Here is a 15,470-nt window from a genome sequence, read left to right on the forward strand (position 1 = left end):
GATGCCGGTTATTGAAAGCTCACAAGGTCCTATCTGGCGCCTGCGCAACCGCAATGAGACGCTGAAACGCTGGTTCGGATGGCTGTTTGGGGTCGCGATATTCCTGTGGTGCTGGCAACAAATCTCGGACGCGACGACATGGTTCTTTGTGTGGGATGCACCCAACATCGCCGGCGACATTCTGGGGCGCGCGACGCCGCCGCGATGGTCCTATATGGATAACCTGTGGTGGCCGATCTGGGACACGCTCAACATCGCGACGCTGGGCACCATCGGCGCGCTGATCCTTGCGGTGCCTATCGCCTTTCTTGCGGCGCGCAATACCACCCCATCAACCCTGTTTATCCGGCCTATCGCGCTGCTGATCATCGTGGCCACCCGGTCCATCAATTCGCTGATCTGGGCCTTGCTGCTGATCGCGATCATCGGACCTGGTGTCTTTGCCGGGATCATCGCCATCGCGATCCGGTCAATCGGATTTTGCGCCAAGCTGCTTTACGAAGCGATTGAAGAAATCGACCAAAGCCAGGTCGAGGCCGTCACCGCCACGGGTGCGTCACGCTGGCAGGTCATGGTCTATGGGATCGTGCCACAGATCATGCCTGCATTTGCGGGTATCGCCGTGTTCCGCTGGGATATCAACATCCGCGAATCCACCGTTCTTGGACTTGTGGGCGCAGGCGGGATCGGGTTGCAATTGCAGGCGTCGCTGAACACGTTGGCATGGCCGCAGGTGTCGCTGATCTTGCTGGTGATCCTTGCTGCTGTCGTCATTTCAGAATGGGTTTCGGCCAAGGTGCGTGGAGCCATCATCTGACGCACGGACCAATCTTTGACGCCTATGAGGCGGTACGCCAAAGGCTGCCTGCCGCAGGACCGGGCGGGGCCTGCGTGCCCGCGCATGATTTGTCGGACATTGCTGACCTCTACGATGTTTTTTTGCTGGATGCTTTTGGTGTTTTGAATGTGGGCGAAACAGCGATCCCCGACGCGCCCGAACGTATTGCTGATCTGCAAGCGGCAGGCAAACGGGTGCTTGTCGTGTCCAACGCGGCAGGCTTTCCCCATCGCTTGCTGATGGAAAAATACGCGCGACTGGGGTTTGATTTTTCGCCTGATGACGTGATCACCAGCCGTAAGGCACTGCTTGCGGCGCTCACCGGGACAACACACCATTGGGGGGTGATGGCCAACCCCGCATTGGGGCGCGAAGACCTTGAAGCGCTGACATTCGATTTTCTCGAAGACGATCCTGCACCCTACGACAGCGCCGCAGGGTTTCTGCTGATCGGTAGCGGAATTTGGACACCGGCCCGGCAGGCCTTGCTAGAGGCATCACTGCGCAACAATCCTCGACCCGTTCACGTGGGCAACCCCGATATCGCAGCACCCCGTGAAAGCGGCCCGTCACAAGAACCGGGACACTGGGCGCATCAGCTTGCGGATAAGACCGGTGTAGAACCCATATTTCACGGGAAACCCTACAGTGGCATTTATGATCTTGCCTTTGCGCGGCTTCAGACCGCTCCGGGCAACCGCGTCGTCATGGTAGGAGACAGCCTACACACGGATATTCTTGGCGGCCAAACGGGCGGCGTGGCCACGGCGCTGATCGTGTCCCATGGGCTGTTGCGTGACAGCAACCCGCTGTCTGCCATCGCAGCGAGCGGTCTGAGGCCTGATCACGTGCTGGTGACGACATAGCGTGTCAAGCAATCGGCCACTCAACTGTCTTTGCCAATCCCGTTCAACCGCTCCTCAATCGCCTCCAGCTTGCTCATCACTTCATCCCGGTACGCGTCTGTTGCTGCGTTCCCTTCTTCGGCGTGTGCATCCTGCATTGAGTTTACGATCAGACCGACCAGCAGGTTTACCACTGCGAATGTTGTGACCATGATGAAGGGCACAAAGAAGGCCCAGGCGTAGGGGTAGACCTCCATCACGGGGCGCACGATGCCCATCGACCAGCTTTCCAGCGTCATGATCTGGAACAGGGTGTAGCCGGATTGGCCAAGCGTGCCGAACCATTGAGGGAAGCTGTCCCCGAATAGTTTTGTGGCCATAACCGCGCCGATGTAGAACACGATGCCCATGAGCAGGAACACCGATCCCATGCCGGGCAGCGCTGTGACGAAACCTTCGACCACGCGGCGCAGCGATGGCACGACCGAGATAACCCGCAAGACCCGCAAAATACGCAAGGCCCGCAGCACCGACAGGCCGCCGTTGCCAGGAACGAGCGACACTCCAACGATGATGAAATCGAAGATATTCCAGCCGTTGCGAAAGAATTGAAGGCGCTGGGCAAAAAGTTTAGCCGCAAGTTCAACCACAAAGATGGCAAGGCAAATCTGATCCAGCATTTCGATTAATGGCCCGGCTGCGGCCATGATCGACTTGGATGTTTCCATCCCCAGAATGATCGCATTGAAAATGATGACACCAACGATGAAGTTACGCACCCACGCGGTTTCAAGCAGGTCAGCGGTTTTTTGGCGAAGAGTCATATGGTTGCCTTAGGTTCAGCGCGCCCCAGATATGGGTTGTTTGCAACATAACGGCAAGGGTCGCCGGCGACGTCAGGTAACAGTAGACGGATATCAGCCTGCCAACGCATCCTCTGCCTAAAGAGTGAGCCTTAAATGTCGATGAACCCCCGTTTGATTTTTCGCTGGACTGCGTTTTTGTTAGCTGGCGGCTACTGCATTCATACGCTGATATTTGGTGAATGGGATGAATTTGGCGGCCCGTTCCGGTTTCTGACGATCTGGGGTTTGTTTTGCGCGTTCTTTGCTTTCAGCCGCCTAATGGCGCTGGAAGAAGGACGCTCCGAGCGCCGCTGGGATGGCTTTATCAGCATGGCAGCTGTGCTCAACACGATGGTCTTGATCCTGTATTGGCGGATTTTCTATGCGGATTCAGTTCTGGTGACCGGTGACGGTGGTTTCACCGAATACCATCTGGAAATCTATCGGCATGCGCTGGGCCCTGCGTTGATCGTGATTGATGCGCTCTTCATACATCGTAGCTTTACCAAGATTGGTGCGGCAGCGGCATGGCTGTTTGCTGTGATCGGAACTTATGTCGCTTTGGCGGAATTGGCGTGGCAGCCGCTTAATAATACCCCGTCGGGCACGGTAACCAGTGGGTTTCCCTATGGCTTCCTGAATGATCTGGAATTTGCTGATCGTGCGGTGTTTTACGGTATTAACTTTGGGACGGCACTTGTGCTGTTGGTGGTTTACGCAGGGATCGCTTGGGCTTTCAAGCGCCGATTTCCTGCGCCAGCAGCGCCTTAAGCCCTGATTTGTAGTCCGGGTAAAGCAGTGCGACCCCCAACTCATCCTTGATCCGGTCGTTGCGCACCTTCTTGCTTTCGGCATAGAAGCTGCGCGCCATTGGGGTCATCTCGGCGGTTTCGAAATCCACTGGCTCCGGGATTGGCAGGCCGAGTAATTCGGCAGCATAGGCAATGACGTCTTCGGGCGGGGCCGGGTCATTGTCGCAGACGTTATAGGCCGCGCCGGGGTTCGGTTTGTTGATCGAGGCGGCAAGAATACGCGCGATGTCGGCCACATGGGTGCGGCTGAATACCTGCCCTTTCTTGATGATCCGCCGCGCGGTGCCATTGCGCACCTTGGAGAAAGGCCCGCGTCCGGGGCCATAAATCCCCGCCAGCCGGAAAATATGAAGCGGCAGATCGGGGATATCGGCCCAAGCTGCCTCAGCCTCAACCCGCGCGATACCGCGTTTGGTGGCTGGGGTCAGCGGGGTGTTCTCATCGACCCAATCGCCCTGGTGGTCACCGTAAACACCGGTGGTTGATAGGTAGCCGACCCATTCAAACTGCTCTGCGCGCTGGGCAATCTCATCATGGAGTTCCGCAAGAACCGGGTCACCTTTGTCACCCGGTGCGGCAGAAATCAAAACATGCGTCGCTGCATTCAGCGCCGGGATCATATCGGCCCCTGGCCAAATGCGTGGTTCAACCCCTTCGTTCATCAAACGGGGTGCTTTGTCCTCGGACCGCGTGGTGCCGATGATCCGCCAGTCCTGCGGTAGCAGGATGCGGGACAAGGCGCGGGCGCTATAGCCGTGGCCAAAGGAAAGCAGCGTTTTGGTCATATCGGAGTGGTGGCGCAGGCCTTGTGCTTTTGCAAGTGGGCATCGCTTGTCGTTGATATGCTGGAGCCTCCGGCGGAAGTTTGATTGGACGAAGAAAGATGGGGCTTATTGGTTATAGTCTGATCCTTCTTCATCCAAGATCGCCTTCAACTCTGCCAGATGTCGCACATCCTGTTCGGGATAATCTTCCAGTTCCTGTGCCGTCTTTTCGGCGATATCATCGGGCAAAACCCGCAATTCCATCCCGGTCTGGAGGGCGCGGATGTATGTCTCGCAAGCCCTTTCAAAATAGTACATCCGGTTAAAGGTCTCGGCCACACTGGCACCGATGACCAACACCCCATGATTGCCCATGATCATCACCTTCTGTTTGGGATCGGTGAACAGCGCGGCACAACGTGCACCTTCTTCTTCAAAGGCCAAGCCGCCATAGCCATCGTCAATCACATAGCGGTTGAAAAACGTCGCACAGTTCTGATCAATCGGCGGCAGGCGGCTGTCCTTGAGTGACGCCAGCACGGTCGCAAAGATCGAATGCACATGCATCGCGCAACGCGCATGGGGCACCAGCTGGTGAATACCGCCATGCAGCCCCCATGCTGTCGGATCAGGCGCATTTGGCCCCTTCAGCGTGTCAGGATCATTCGCATCGACGGTGATCAGATCGCTTGCCTTGATCCGGCTGAAATGCATCTGATTGGGGTTCATCAGGAACTTGGTCCCGTTGTCATTGATCGCCAGGCTGATGTGGTTGGCCACCGCTTCATGCATGTTCAATCGCGCGGTCCAGCGGAAGGCCGCGGCCATATCAACCCGTTCGCTCCAGTGGATCATATTTTGTGGGTGGCTATTCATGACGGCTCCTTGGAATTGGATGTGACGCAGGGTATTGATGACGCAACAACCCCATCAAAGGAAGTCTGAACATGGCATTCAAGCCCGCCAAGTGGCCCCGCAAACTGCGGTCTCAGGAATGGTTCGGGGGGTCGTCGAAGGACGCGATCTATCATCGGTCATGGATGAAGAACCAGGGTTTGCCGGCTGATTTGCTGGATGGGCGGCCCGTAGTGGGTATCTGCAATACGTGGTCAGAGCTGACGCCATGCAACGCGCACCTGCGCGATCTGGCGGAAAAGGTGAAGTTCGGGATTTACGAGGCCGGTGGTTTCCCGGTCGAGTTCCCGGTGTTCTCACCTGCCGAGTCCAGCCTGCGCCCCACCGCGATGATGTACCGCAATCTTTGTGCGATGGACGTTGAAGAGGCCATCCGCGGGATGTCGATGGATGGTGTCGTGCTGCTGGCAGGCTGTGACAAGACAACGCCTGCATTGCTGATGGGTGCAGCCTCTGTCGATTTGCCGTCCATCGTGGTTTCGGGTGGTCCAATGCTGAACGGCATGTTCCGGGGCGAACGTGTTGGTTCTGGCACGCACCTTTGGAAATTCTCTGAAGCTGTCCGCGCGGGCGAGATGACTGCCGAGGAATTTGTGGAGGCGGAGGCGTCAATGTCCCGTTCCCCTGGGTCCTGCAACACCATGGGCACCGCCAGCACAATGGCGTCGATGGCCGAAGCGCTGGGCATGGCGTTGTCAGGCAACGCTGCAATCCCTGCCGTTGACAGCCGCCGCCGCGTGATGGCGCATCTGACGGGCCGGCGCATTGTGGATATGGTGAAGGATGATCTGAAACCGTCGGACGTGATGACGAAGGAGGCGTTTGAAAACGCGATCCGCACGAACGCTGCCATAGGCGGATCGACCAATGCGGTGATCCACCTGTTGGCTATGGCCGGACGTACCAAGGGCGTTGAACTCACCTTGGACGATTGGGACCGTCTGGGGCGCGATGTGCCGACAATCGTGAACCTCATGCCCTCGGGCAAATACCTGATGGAAGAGTTCTTTTATGCCGGTGGCCTGCCTGTCGTGATCAAACGGCTGGGTGAAGCGGGGCTTTTGCACAAGGACGCGCTGACCGTTTCGGGTGGGTCCATGTGGGATGAGGTCAAACACGTCAAAAACTGGAACGAAGACGTGATCCTCCCGGTTGAGAAAGCGCTGACCCAATCGGGTGGCATTGCCGTGCTGCGCGGCAATATGGCGCCGGGTGGGGCGGTGATCAAGCCATCCGCCGCGACGCCTGAATTGATGCAACACACCGGTCGCGCCGTCGTTTTTGAGGATATCGACGACTATAAAGCCCGCATCAACGATGATGATCTGGATATTGATGAAACCTGCGTGATGGTCCTCAAAAACTGCGGCCCGCGTGGCTATCCGGGCATGGCCGAGGTGGGGAATATGGGATTGCCGCCGAAGATCCTGAAAAAAGGGATCACTGATATGGTGCGGATTTCGGATGCACGCATGTCGGGGACGGCTTTCGGCACGGTGGTCTTACATACCTCACCAGAGGCTGCTGTTGGCGGCCCGCTCGCTGTTGTGCGCGACGGGGATATCATTGAGTTGGATGTGGCCGGTCGCCGTCTTCATCTGGATATCACAGACGAAGAATTGGCCGCGCGCATGGATGCATGGACCGCTGAAAAGTCAGGTGCGAACCCGCGTCCGGAAAGCGGCTATGCGATGCTCTATCATGATCGGGTAATGGGGGCTGATACGGGCGCCGACTTTGACTTTCTCGTTGGTCATCGCGGTAACGCTGTTGGCAAGGAAGCGCATTAATGACACCGATTTGCCTCGTCGGGATCGGCAAGATCGCCGTTGACCAACACGTGCCTGCAATCAACGGCAGTGAGGATTGGGAATTGGCGGCCACAGTCAGCCGGGCAGGAACTGTCGATGGCGTACAATCCTTCACCGACTTTGACCAAATGCTAGCCGAGCGCACGGATATCGCTGTCATCTCGCTCTGCCTGCCGCCTGTGCCGCGCTATGACTATGCGGCCAAGGCAATCGCGGCTGGGCGGCATGTCATGCTCGAAAAACCGCCTGGCGCGACGTTGGCAGAGGTTGACGCATTGGTTGCTATGGCGAAAGCGGCTGGTGTGACGCTCTACACCACATGGCACAGCCGGATGGCCAAAGGGGTCGCCCCCGCAAAGGCGTGGTTGGCCGATAAACAGGTCACAAGCGCGCATATCAACTGGAAAGAAGACGTCCGGCGCTGGCATCCGAACCAAGAATGGGTCTTCGCCCCCGGCGGCATGGGGGTGTTTGATCCCGGCAGTAATGCACTGTCGATCATTACCGAAATCCTGCCGATGCCGATCCATCTGCGGTCTGCCGACCTACACTTTCCTGCAAACCGCGACACACCGATTGCGGCACAGTTGCAGTGGACCAAGAACGTCTCAGGCGACTTCGACTGGCGGCAGGAGGGTCCACAAAGCTGGGACATCACGGTGGAAACCACGGCAGGCACGCTGAACCTGCATGATGGCGGCGACCGCCTGATCATCGACGGTCAGGAAATCGCGGCAGGCAATAACCGCGAATACCCCTCACTTTATGATCGTATGGCGGAACTGGTAAAAACGGGTGCATCAGACGTTGATGTATCACCCATGATCCACGTCGCGGACGCGCTTACTCTGGGCAAACGGATCATGGTGGACCCATTCCATTTCTAGGCTAAACCCCTGACTTTCTTCGTCCAATCAAACTTCCGCCGGAGGCATCCCGGTCCCTCACCCACGTGCAAACAGGTATTTTTACAAACTGCCAAAAATTTACCATTTGATAAAAAATAAAACTGTGGCAGGCTGAAGGGGATTAGCCACGACAGGATGATGCCCATGTCCAGCCCCATGACCCCCGGTATTGCAGCGGCGCGTTTGCCGGAAGACACGCTTGCCAAAAACTTCACTGACCTGCACGCGCCTTTGGCGCCGCATGAGGCCGCTGTCGCCGCCGATCGTTGCTATTTCTGTCATGATGCGCCTTGTGTGACGGCTTGCCCGACCGACATCGACATCCCGTTGTTCATTCGCCAGATCAGCACGGGCACACCCGAAGCGGCGGCGAAAACGATTTTTGACCAGAACATCCTTGGCGGCATGTGCGCCCGTGTCTGCCCGACCGAGGATTTATGCGAACAAGCCTGTGTGCGCGAACTCGCCGAAGGCAAACCGGTCGAGATTGGCCGCCTGCAGCGCCATGCCACAGATACGCTCATGGCCAAACAGCGCCACCCTTATGATCGCGCACCAGAAACAGGCAAAAAAGTTGCCGTCGTAGGTGCAGGGCCTGCGGGTTTGGCCTGTGCGCATCGGCTGGCAATGCATGGACATGACGTGACGATTTACGATGCCGAGGCAAAGGCCGGAGGTTTGAACGAATTTGGTATCGCCGCTTACAAATCTACCGATGACTTTGCCGCACGAGAGGTTGATTGGTTGCTCGGTATCGGCGGTATCACGATCAAGACCGGTATGCGGTTGGGCGCAGAGTTGAAGATGGATGATCTGGTCGGATGTTTCCCGGCGGTTTTTCTTGGTGTCGGCTTGGGCGGTGTGAACGCGCTGCGCAGCGCGGGCGAAGATAAAGACGGCGTGCGCGATGCTGTCGGTTTCATCAAAGACCTGCGGCAAGCCAGCGATCTGACCGCCCTGCCTGTCGGACGCGATGTTGTCGTCATTGGCGGTGGGATGACTGCCATTGACGCTGCCGTGCAATCCAAATTGCTGGGCGCGCAAAACGTCACCATCGCCTATCGCCGTGGGCGCAACGCGATGAGTGCCAGCACATACGAACAAGATCTGGCGGCCTCAAAAGGGGTGCGGTTGATGTTCAACGCCCAACCCGTCGCAATCCACGGCAACGGTGCGGTGCGTGAGATTGAGCTGGAACATACGTCTGACGATGGCACCGGCTTGAAAGGGACGGGTGAAACGATCCGTCTTGCTGCGGATCAGGTGTTCAAAGCGATTGGTCAGACGCTGACAACAGATGGTGGGCTTGAACTCGAAGGGCGCAAGATTGCGGTGACCGGTGCCGGTCGCACCAGTCGCGCAGGCGTTTGGGCCGGCGGTGATTGCGCCAGCGGCGGCGATGATCTGACTGTGACGGCTGTCGCCGAAGGGCGCGATGCCGCGATGGATATTCATGCAACCTTGATGGGGAGTAAGTAAATGGCCGATCTGACAACCGACTTTCTGGGCATCAAATCCCCCAACCCGTTCTGGCTGGCCTCTGCCCCGCCGACGGATAAAGAATACAACGTCCGCCGCGCGTTTGAGGCAGGCTGGGGCGGTGTCGTCTGGAAGACATTGGGCTCCGAGGGGCCGCCCGTCGTCAACGTCAATGGCCCGCGTTATGGGGCGATTTACGGTGCGGATCGGCGCCTGCTTGGGCTCAACAACATTGAATTGATAACGGATCGCCCACTTGAGGTGAACCTCGAAGAAATCACCCGTGTGAAGGCCGATTATCCTGACCGCGCGATGATCGTGTCGCTGATGGTGCCTTGCGAAGAACAGGCATGGAAAGACATCCTGCCCCGTGTGGCGGCCACCGGCGCCGACGGGATCGAGCTGAACTTTGGCTGCCCGCATGGGATGTCGGAACGGGGGATGGGGGCGGCTGTTGGTCAGGTGCCTGAGTACATCGAAATGGTGACGCGCTGGTGCAAGCAATACTATGACAAGCCGGTCATCGTGAAGCTGACGCCCAATATCACGGACGTGCGCAAACCTGCGGCTGCGGCGATGCGTGGCGGGGCAGATGCGGTGAGCCTGATCAATACGATTAATTCGATCACGTCCGTGAATCTTGATACGATGTCGCCCGAACCCTCGATTGACGGCAAAGGGTCACATGGCGGTTATTGCGGCCCTGCGGTCAAACCGATTGCGATGTCCATGGTCTCGGAGATTGCGCGCAACCCCGAAACGCATGGTCTGCCAATCAGCGGCATTGGCGGCGTGACGACTTGGCGCGACGCTGCAGAATTTATCAGCCTCGGCTGTGGCAACGTGCAGGTATGCACTGCGGCGATGACCTATGGCTTTAAGATCGTGGACGAGATGAAAAGCGGCCTGTCCCAGTGGATGGATGAGAAGGGCTATACGTCGGTTGAAGAGGTTGTCGGTCGTGCTGTCCCGAACGTCACCGATTGGCAGTATCTCAACCTCAACTATGTGGCCAAGGCAAAGATCAATCAGGATGATTGCATCAAATGTGGACGCTGTTACGCGGCGTGCGAAGACACCAGCCACCAGGCGATTGCGATGTCGCAGGACCGCACGTTCACGGTGATTGATGAGGAATGCGTGGCCTGCAACCTGTGCGTTGATGTCTGTCCGGTTGAGAACTGCATTACGATGGAGGCGATGCAGCCCGGCGAGGTTGATCCACGTACCGGCAAGGTGGTTGAGAAGGAATACGCCAACTGGACGACGCATCCGAATAATCCGGGGGCGGTTGCGGCGGAATAGAGCCAAGAATTTTTGACAAAAATTCTTGGGGTCTGCGCGATAATCTTCGTATGAAGATTATCGCAATCACGTATGAACGATCATTTTGCCAGCATTGCAGATAACGATGAATTGCCCACCACATTCCACAAGGTGAAACCCGCGACGGCTCACTTCGCTGACAAAGGCAACGCGCCCGATTTCACGCTCTACATCTTTGACCGCGCGCCTGACGATGCCGCCTGATCTGGCAGCTTTGGCATCGAAGATGCGCCTGCACCAACTTGGATTGACGCTTGGATGTCGAACGGTTGCGGCATGGACAATTTGCATGCCCAATGGTGCCGCCATTTAGGTAAATAATCGCTTAAGGCTGTAAGAGCTTTGCATAAAGCGTATCCAAAAACACGCTGGCCCCGTCATAAGGCGCTTTTTCACCCAAAACCGCCCGCACTTGCACATCAAAGTCCGCATAGTGCTGCGTGAAGGCCCAGATCGAGAAGATCAGATGATGCGGGTCCACATCAGCGATCTTTCCATCGTTGGCCCATGCTTTGATGATCGCAGCCTTTTCATCGACGAGGGTCTTCAAGTCAGTTCGCAGCGTGTCTTCGATCCGCGGCGCGCCTTGCAAAATCTCGTTGGCCCACAGCCTGCTTTCGCGCGGATAATCGCGGCTCAGGGTCAGTTTGCGCTGAGCATAAGCAATGATTTCCTGAACCGGGTCGCCAGTACCATCCAGCGCCTTCAACGGATCAAGCCATGTGTCCAAAAGCCGTTCCAGAAGGGCCGTATGGATCGATTCCTTTGACGGAAAATAATACAGCAGATTGGGCTTCGACAGCCCCGCTGCGTCCGCGATCTGATCCAGCGTCGCCCCGCGAAACCCGAACTGCGAAAAGACATCCAGACCAGCGGACAAGATTGCTGCGCGGTTGCGTGTCTGGATCCGGGTCGGCGGTTTGGTCATGCCAATCCTTTGCTCAAATTTCAGGCGTCAGCAGGGCGGCATGCCCTGTTTTGCCAGCTTTGGTTGCATCTGCCTGCAATCCGAGCGGAAAACTTGACTGATACACCCCCTCTGTTAGCGTTGTTTTGACCACTTGGTCAAATGCAAGCAAAGGAGCCCCCCATGCCAGCCCCCGGAGAGAACCTGCGTATCAATGGCGAACGGCTGTGGGACAGCCTGATGGAAATGGCCAAGATCGGGCCAGGCATTGCAGGGGGAAACAACCGCCAAACCTTGACCGACGAAGACAGCGAAGGCCGCCATCTGTTCCAGACGTGGTGCGAGGCGGCGGGTTGCACGATGGGCGTTGATGAGATCGGCAATATGTTCGCGCGGCGCGAAGGAACGGACCCGGATGCGCTGCCGGTTTATGTTGGCTCGCATTTGGACACGCAGCCGACGGGTGGTAAGTATGACGGTGTTTTGGGCGTGTTGGGTGGTTTGGAAATTCTGCGTACCCTCAATGACCTTGATATCAAGACCAAGCACCCGATTGTCGTGACCAATTGGACGAATGAAGAAGGCACGCGTTATGCCCCTGCGATGCTCGCCTCTGGCGTCTTTGCAGGCAAACATACGCTGGAATGGGCCAACGACCGCGTGGATGCGGATGGCAAACGTTTCGGTGATGAACTGGAGCGAATCGGCTGGAAGGGCCACGAAAAGGTCGGTGACCGCAAGATGCATGCGTTCTTTGAACTGCACATCGAACAAGGGCCGATTTTGGAGGCCGAGGATAAGGATATCGGCGTCGTCACCCACGGTCAGGGCCTGCGCTGGATCGAATGCACGGTGACCGGCAAGGAAAGCCATACCGGATCAACCCCGATGCATATGCGCAAGAATGCAGGGCGTGGTTTGGCGCTGGTGACGGAACTGGTGCATGAGATCGCGATGAAGAACCAACCAAATGCCGTGGGTGCGATTGGGCATATTGATGTCTATCCGAACTCACGCAACATCATCCCCGGCAAGGTCGTCTTTACCGTCGATATGCGGACGCATCTTTTGGACAAGTTGAATGGCATGGTGGCAGAGTTCAACAAACGTGCGCCGAAGCTTTGCGAAGAGATCGGTGTCGAATTCTCATGCGAGATTGTCGGCCAATTCGACCCGCCTGCCTTTGACGAAGGCTGCGTGAAGGCCGTGCGCGACGCGGCCGAACGGTTGGGCTATAGCCACATGGATATCGTCTCGGGCGCGGGACACGATGCCTGCTGGATCAATGACATCTATCCGACAGCGATGGTGATGTGCCCTTGCGTGGACGGGCTAAGCCACAACGAGGCGGAAGAGATTTCGCCGGAATGGGCAGCGGCGGGAACGGATGTGCTGTTTCATGCGGTCGTCGAGACAGCGGAGATAGTTGGCTAAAGGGGGCGCTGCCCCCGGCCTGCGGCCTCCCCCGAGGTATTTGAGAACATGAGAAGATGAGGGCCTGCGCAAGGGCCGACAGGGAGAGAAGATCATGACCAAAGTCATCAAGAACGGCACTATCGTCACGCATGATTTGACCTATCAGGCTGATGTCCTGATCGACGGCAGCACGATTGTCGAGATTGGCCCGAACCTGAAGGGCGACGAAGAACTGGACGCGACAGGTTGCTATGTCATGCCCGGCGGGATTGATCCGCATGTGCATCTTGAGATGCCTTTCATGGGCACCTATTCCAGCGATGATTTCGAAAGCGGCACCCGCGCGGGCCTCGCCGGTGGCACAACGATGGTTGTGGACTTCTGCCTGCCCAATCAGGGCGAAAGCCTGCTGGATGCAATCAAGCGCTGGGACAATAAATCGACCCGTGCGAACTGTGATTATTCCTTCCACATGGCCGTGACATGGTGGGGCGAGCAGGTTTTCAACGACATGGAAACCGTGGTCAAAGATCGCGGGATCAACACATTCAAGCACTTCCTCGCCTACAAGGGCGCGCTGATGGTGAATGATGATGAGCTGTTCTCATCCTTCAACCGCCTGTCAGAGCTGGGCGCCATCGCGATGGTCCACGCCGAAAACGGTGATGTCGTGGCCGAGATGACGGCGAAACTGCTGGCAGAGGGCAATACCGGGCCAGAGGCCCACGCCTATTCGCGCCCTTCACAGGTTGAAGGCGAAGCGACCAACCGTGCCATCATGATCGCCGATATGGCGGGTGTGCCGCTTTATGTGGTGCATACGTCCTGCGAAGAGGCGCATGAGGCGATCCGCCGTGCCCGTCAGCAGGGTAAGCGCGTTTGGGGTGAGCCCCTGATCCAGCATCTGACGCTGGATGAGAGCGAGTATTTCAACAAAGATTGGGACCACGCTGCGCGCCGCGTCATGTCGCCGCCGTTCCGTAACAAGCAGCATCAGGATAGCCTTTGGGCTGGGTTGCAGTCCGGATCCTTGTCGGTTGTTGCCACTGACCACTGCGCCTTTACCACCGAGCAGAAGCGCACGGGCGTGGGTGATTTCTCGAAAATTCCGAATGGCACAGGCGGGCTTGAAGATCGGATGCCGATGCTGTGGACCCATGGGGTTGAAACGGGTCGCCTGACACCGAATGAGTTTGTGGCCGTGACCTCGACCAACATCGCGAAGATCCTGAATTGCTATCCCAAGAAGGGCGCCGTTCTGGTTGGCGCCGATGCCGATCTGGTGGTCTGGGACCCGAAGAAATCCAAGACGATCACGGCGGGGACGCAGCAATCTGCCATCGACTATAACGTGTTCGAGGGTAAGGAAGTGACTGGCCTGCCGCGCTTTACCCTGACGCGCGGCCATGTGGCGATCCATGACGGCGAAGTGCGCACGCAGGAAGGCCACGGCAAGTTCGTGAAGCGCGAGGCGAATACGCCGGTGAACAAGGCGCTGTCGTCATGGAAAGAACTGACCGCGCCGCAGCCCGTGAAGCGGACGGGTATTCCGGCCACGGGGGTTTAACTATTAGCATGTTGCCCTGCGTCTGTTGTGGTTGTCTTACCATCGAGGAGAAGGACTGTTGGGAAATCTGCCCAGTTTGCTACTGGGAAGATGATCCTCTGCAATCTAAACATCCAGATATGCCGGGAGGCGCAAACGGAGTGAGTTTGATCCAAGCTAAAGCCAATTATTCGGATTTTGGTGCGTCTGAAGAATCGATGCGGCCGAATGTTCGCAAACCGCTCCCTAGCGAATTACCTGAGGTATCAGTTTGAATTCGACCATATCGGCCATTGGCCTCAACCTCACCTTCCAAACCAACGACGGCCCTGTGCATGCCCTTAAGGACGTGAACCTTGAGATCAATAAGGGTGATTTTGTCTCCTTCATCGGCCCGTCAGGTTGCGGCAAGACGACGTTCCTGCGCTGCATTGCTGGGCTAGAGCAGCCGACGGGTGGTGGCATCACCGTCAACGGGATGACCCCGGAAGAGGCGCGCATGGCGCGCGCTTATGGCTATGTGTTTCAGGCGGCTGGCCTTTATCCATGGCGCACCATTGGTGGCAACATCAAGCTGCCGTTGGAGATTATGGGGTTTTCCAAGGCCGAGCAGGCGGAGCGTGTGGGCCGGGTGCTGGAACTGGTTGATCTGGCCGGATTTGAGAAGAAATTTCCGTGGCAATTGTCCGGTGGCATGCAGCAGCGCGCCTCGATTGCGCGCGCGTTGGCGTTTGATGCGGATATCCTGCTGATGGACGAACCCTTTGGTGCGCTGGATGAGATTGTGCGCGATCACCTGAATGAGCAGTTGTTGCAGCTGTGGGCGCGGACGGAAAAGACGATTGGGTTTGTGACCCACTCGATCCCAGAGGCGGTGTATCTGTCGACCAAGATTGTCGTCATGTCCCCGCGTCCGGGGCGGATCACGGATGTGATTGATAGCCCGCTGCCCAAAGAGCGGCCTTTGGATATTCGTGATAGTGCCGAATTTATCGCTGTGGCGCACAGGGTGCGTGACGGTCTGCGGGCGGGGCATGTGGATGACTAGGGGATGCCTC

15 protein-coding genes are annotated in these 15,470 nt (G+C 57.4%); 11 read left to right on the forward strand and 4 right to left on the reverse strand.

The features are described 5' to 3' along the window. The first annotated feature begins 1 nt into the window (after position 1). Positions 2-817, forward strand: coding sequence for a phosphonate ABC transporter, permease protein PhnE (gene phnE / locus MWU60_RS08865; RefSeq protein ID WP_247226915.1), 816 nt, complete (start codon positions 2-4; stop codon positions 815-817). Then, on the forward strand, positions 781-1,704 hold the full coding sequence (locus MWU60_RS08870) for an HAD-IIA family hydrolase (protein WP_247226916.1): 924 nt from the start codon (positions 781-783) through the stop codon (positions 1,702-1,704). Before phnE ends, MWU60_RS08870 begins: the two co-directional genes overlap by 37 nt. A 20-nt stretch (positions 1,705-1,724) precedes the next feature. Here the strand turns inward: MWU60_RS08870 and MWU60_RS08875 are convergent, their stop codons facing one another. Next, the gene (locus MWU60_RS08875; RefSeq protein WP_247226917.1) at positions 1,725-2,507 is read right to left on the reverse strand and encodes an ion transporter; all 783 of its coding nucleotides are present in this window, start codon (positions 2,505-2,507) and stop codon (positions 1,725-1,727) included. A gap of 135 nt (positions 2,508-2,642) precedes the next feature. Between MWU60_RS08875 and MWU60_RS08880 the strand changes: the two genes are divergently transcribed. Further along, the gene (locus tag MWU60_RS08880) at positions 2,643-3,299 is read left to right on the forward strand and encodes an androgen-induced gene 1 family protein (protein WP_247226918.1); all 657 of its coding nucleotides are present in this window, start codon (positions 2,643-2,645) and stop codon (positions 3,297-3,299) included. Here the strand turns inward: MWU60_RS08880 and MWU60_RS08885 are convergent. Both MWU60_RS08885 and MWU60_RS08890 read right to left on the reverse strand, forming a co-directional pair. Beyond that, positions 3,265-4,125, reverse strand: a complete 861-nt coding sequence (locus MWU60_RS08885) for an SDR family oxidoreductase (protein ID WP_247226919.1) — start codon at positions 4,123-4,125, stop codon at positions 3,265-3,267. The genes MWU60_RS08880 and MWU60_RS08885 overlap by 35 nt on opposite strands. Positions 4,126-4,230: 105 nt before the next feature. Further along, positions 4,231-4,980, reverse strand: a complete 750-nt coding sequence (locus MWU60_RS08890) for a class II aldolase and adducin N-terminal domain-containing protein (RefSeq protein WP_247226920.1) — start codon at positions 4,978-4,980, stop codon at positions 4,231-4,233. Between the two features lie 71 nt (positions 4,981-5,051). Here MWU60_RS08890 and araD point away from each other — a divergent pair, with 71 nt between their 5' ends. From araD to MWU60_RS19585, 5 genes are all read left to right on the forward strand, one after another. After that, positions 5,052-6,809 carry an L-arabinonate dehydratase gene (gene araD / locus MWU60_RS08895; RefSeq protein ID WP_247226921.1) on the forward strand — a complete coding sequence of 586 codons (1,758 nt, stop codon included), beginning with the start codon at positions 5,052-5,054 and terminating at the stop codon, positions 6,807-6,809. Continuing rightward, positions 6,809-7,717 carry a Gfo/Idh/MocA family oxidoreductase gene (locus MWU60_RS08900; protein WP_247226922.1) on the forward strand — a complete coding sequence of 303 codons (909 nt, stop codon included), beginning with the start codon at positions 6,809-6,811 and terminating at the stop codon, positions 7,715-7,717. Before araD ends, MWU60_RS08900 begins: the two co-directional genes overlap by 1 nt. Before the next feature lie 165 nt (positions 7,718-7,882). Continuing rightward, a complete protein-coding gene (locus tag MWU60_RS08905; protein WP_247226923.1) occupies positions 7,883-9,217 on the forward strand; it encodes an NAD(P)-dependent oxidoreductase in 1,335 nt (444 codons plus the stop codon). Continuing rightward, positions 9,218-10,522, forward strand: a complete 1,305-nt coding sequence (gene preA / locus MWU60_RS08910; RefSeq protein ID WP_247226924.1) for an NAD-dependent dihydropyrimidine dehydrogenase subunit PreA — start codon at positions 9,218-9,220, stop codon at positions 10,520-10,522. It abuts the gene before it with no gap. A 72-nt stretch (positions 10,523-10,594) separates the two neighbouring features. Beyond that, positions 10,595-10,747, forward strand: coding sequence for a hypothetical protein (locus MWU60_RS19585; protein WP_348644676.1), 153 nt, complete (start codon positions 10,595-10,597; stop codon positions 10,745-10,747). Positions 10,748-10,868: 121 nt separating this feature from the next. Here MWU60_RS19585 and MWU60_RS08920 read toward each other — a convergent pair whose 3' ends face one another. Then, complete coding sequence (locus MWU60_RS08920; RefSeq protein ID WP_247226926.1) at positions 10,869-11,471, reverse strand: TetR family transcriptional regulator C-terminal domain-containing protein; 603 nt, start codon at positions 11,469-11,471, stop codon at positions 10,869-10,871. 162 nt (positions 11,472-11,633) lie between these two features. Here MWU60_RS08920 and MWU60_RS08925 point away from each other — a divergent pair, with 162 nt between their 5' ends. The 3 genes from MWU60_RS08925 to MWU60_RS08935 all read left to right on the forward strand — a co-directional run bounded on the left by MWU60_RS08925 (position 11,634) and on the right by MWU60_RS08935 (position 15,460). Then, the gene (locus MWU60_RS08925; protein ID WP_247226927.1) at positions 11,634-12,884 is read left to right on the forward strand and encodes a Zn-dependent hydrolase; all 1,251 of its coding nucleotides are present in this window, start codon (positions 11,634-11,636) and stop codon (positions 12,882-12,884) included. Between the two features lie 94 nt (positions 12,885-12,978). Beyond that, positions 12,979-14,433, forward strand: a complete 1,455-nt coding sequence (hydA, locus tag MWU60_RS08930; RefSeq protein WP_247226928.1) for a dihydropyrimidinase — start codon at positions 12,979-12,981, stop codon at positions 14,431-14,433. 244 nt (positions 14,434-14,677) lie between these two features. After that, positions 14,678-15,460, forward strand: a complete 783-nt coding sequence (locus MWU60_RS08935; protein ID WP_247227478.1) for an ABC transporter ATP-binding protein — start codon at positions 14,678-14,680, stop codon at positions 15,458-15,460. The last annotated feature ends 10 nt before the right edge of the window (positions 15,461-15,470 follow it).

This window comes from Yoonia sp. F2084L (genome assembly GCF_023015625.1).
Taxonomy (GTDB): Bacteria; Pseudomonadota; Alphaproteobacteria; order Rhodobacterales; family Rhodobacteraceae; genus Yoonia.

Coding starts and splice junctions, on each gene's coding strand:
- hydA (WP_247226928.1), top strand. CDS start 12,979: ATGACCAAAGTCATCAAGAACGGCACTATCGTCACGCATGATTTGACC.
- MWU60_RS08885 (WP_247226919.1), bottom strand. CDS start 4,125: ATGACCAAAACGCTGCTTTCCTTTGGCCACGGCTATAGCGCCCGCGCC.
- phnE (WP_247226915.1), top strand. CDS start 2: ATGCCGGTTATTGAAAGCTCACAAGGTCCTATCTGGCGCCTGCGCAAC.
- MWU60_RS08925 (WP_247226927.1), top strand. CDS start 11,634: ATGCCAGCCCCCGGAGAGAACCTGCGTATCAATGGCGAACGGCTGTGG.
- MWU60_RS08905 (WP_247226923.1), top strand. CDS start 7,883: ATGTCCAGCCCCATGACCCCCGGTATTGCAGCGGCGCGTTTGCCGGAA.
- MWU60_RS08870 (WP_247226916.1), top strand. CDS start 781: ATGGGTTTCGGCCAAGGTGCGTGGAGCCATCATCTGACGCACGGACCA.
- MWU60_RS08920 (WP_247226926.1), bottom strand. CDS start 11,471: ATGACCAAACCGCCGACCCGGATCCAGACACGCAACCGCGCAGCAATC.
- MWU60_RS08900 (WP_247226922.1), top strand. CDS start 6,809: ATGACACCGATTTGCCTCGTCGGGATCGGCAAGATCGCCGTTGACCAA.
- MWU60_RS08880 (WP_247226918.1), top strand. CDS start 2,643: ATGTCGATGAACCCCCGTTTGATTTTTCGCTGGACTGCGTTTTTGTTA.
- preA (WP_247226924.1), top strand. CDS start 9,218: ATGGCCGATCTGACAACCGACTTTCTGGGCATCAAATCCCCCAACCCG.
- MWU60_RS08875 (WP_247226917.1), bottom strand. CDS start 2,507: ATGACTCTTCGCCAAAAAACCGCTGACCTGCTTGAAACCGCGTGGGTG.
- MWU60_RS19585 (WP_348644676.1), top strand. CDS start 10,595: ATGAACGATCATTTTGCCAGCATTGCAGATAACGATGAATTGCCCACC.
- araD (WP_247226921.1), top strand. CDS start 5,052: ATGGCATTCAAGCCCGCCAAGTGGCCCCGCAAACTGCGGTCTCAGGAA.
- MWU60_RS08890 (WP_247226920.1), bottom strand. CDS start 4,980: ATGAATAGCCACCCACAAAATATGATCCACTGGAGCGAACGGGTTGAT.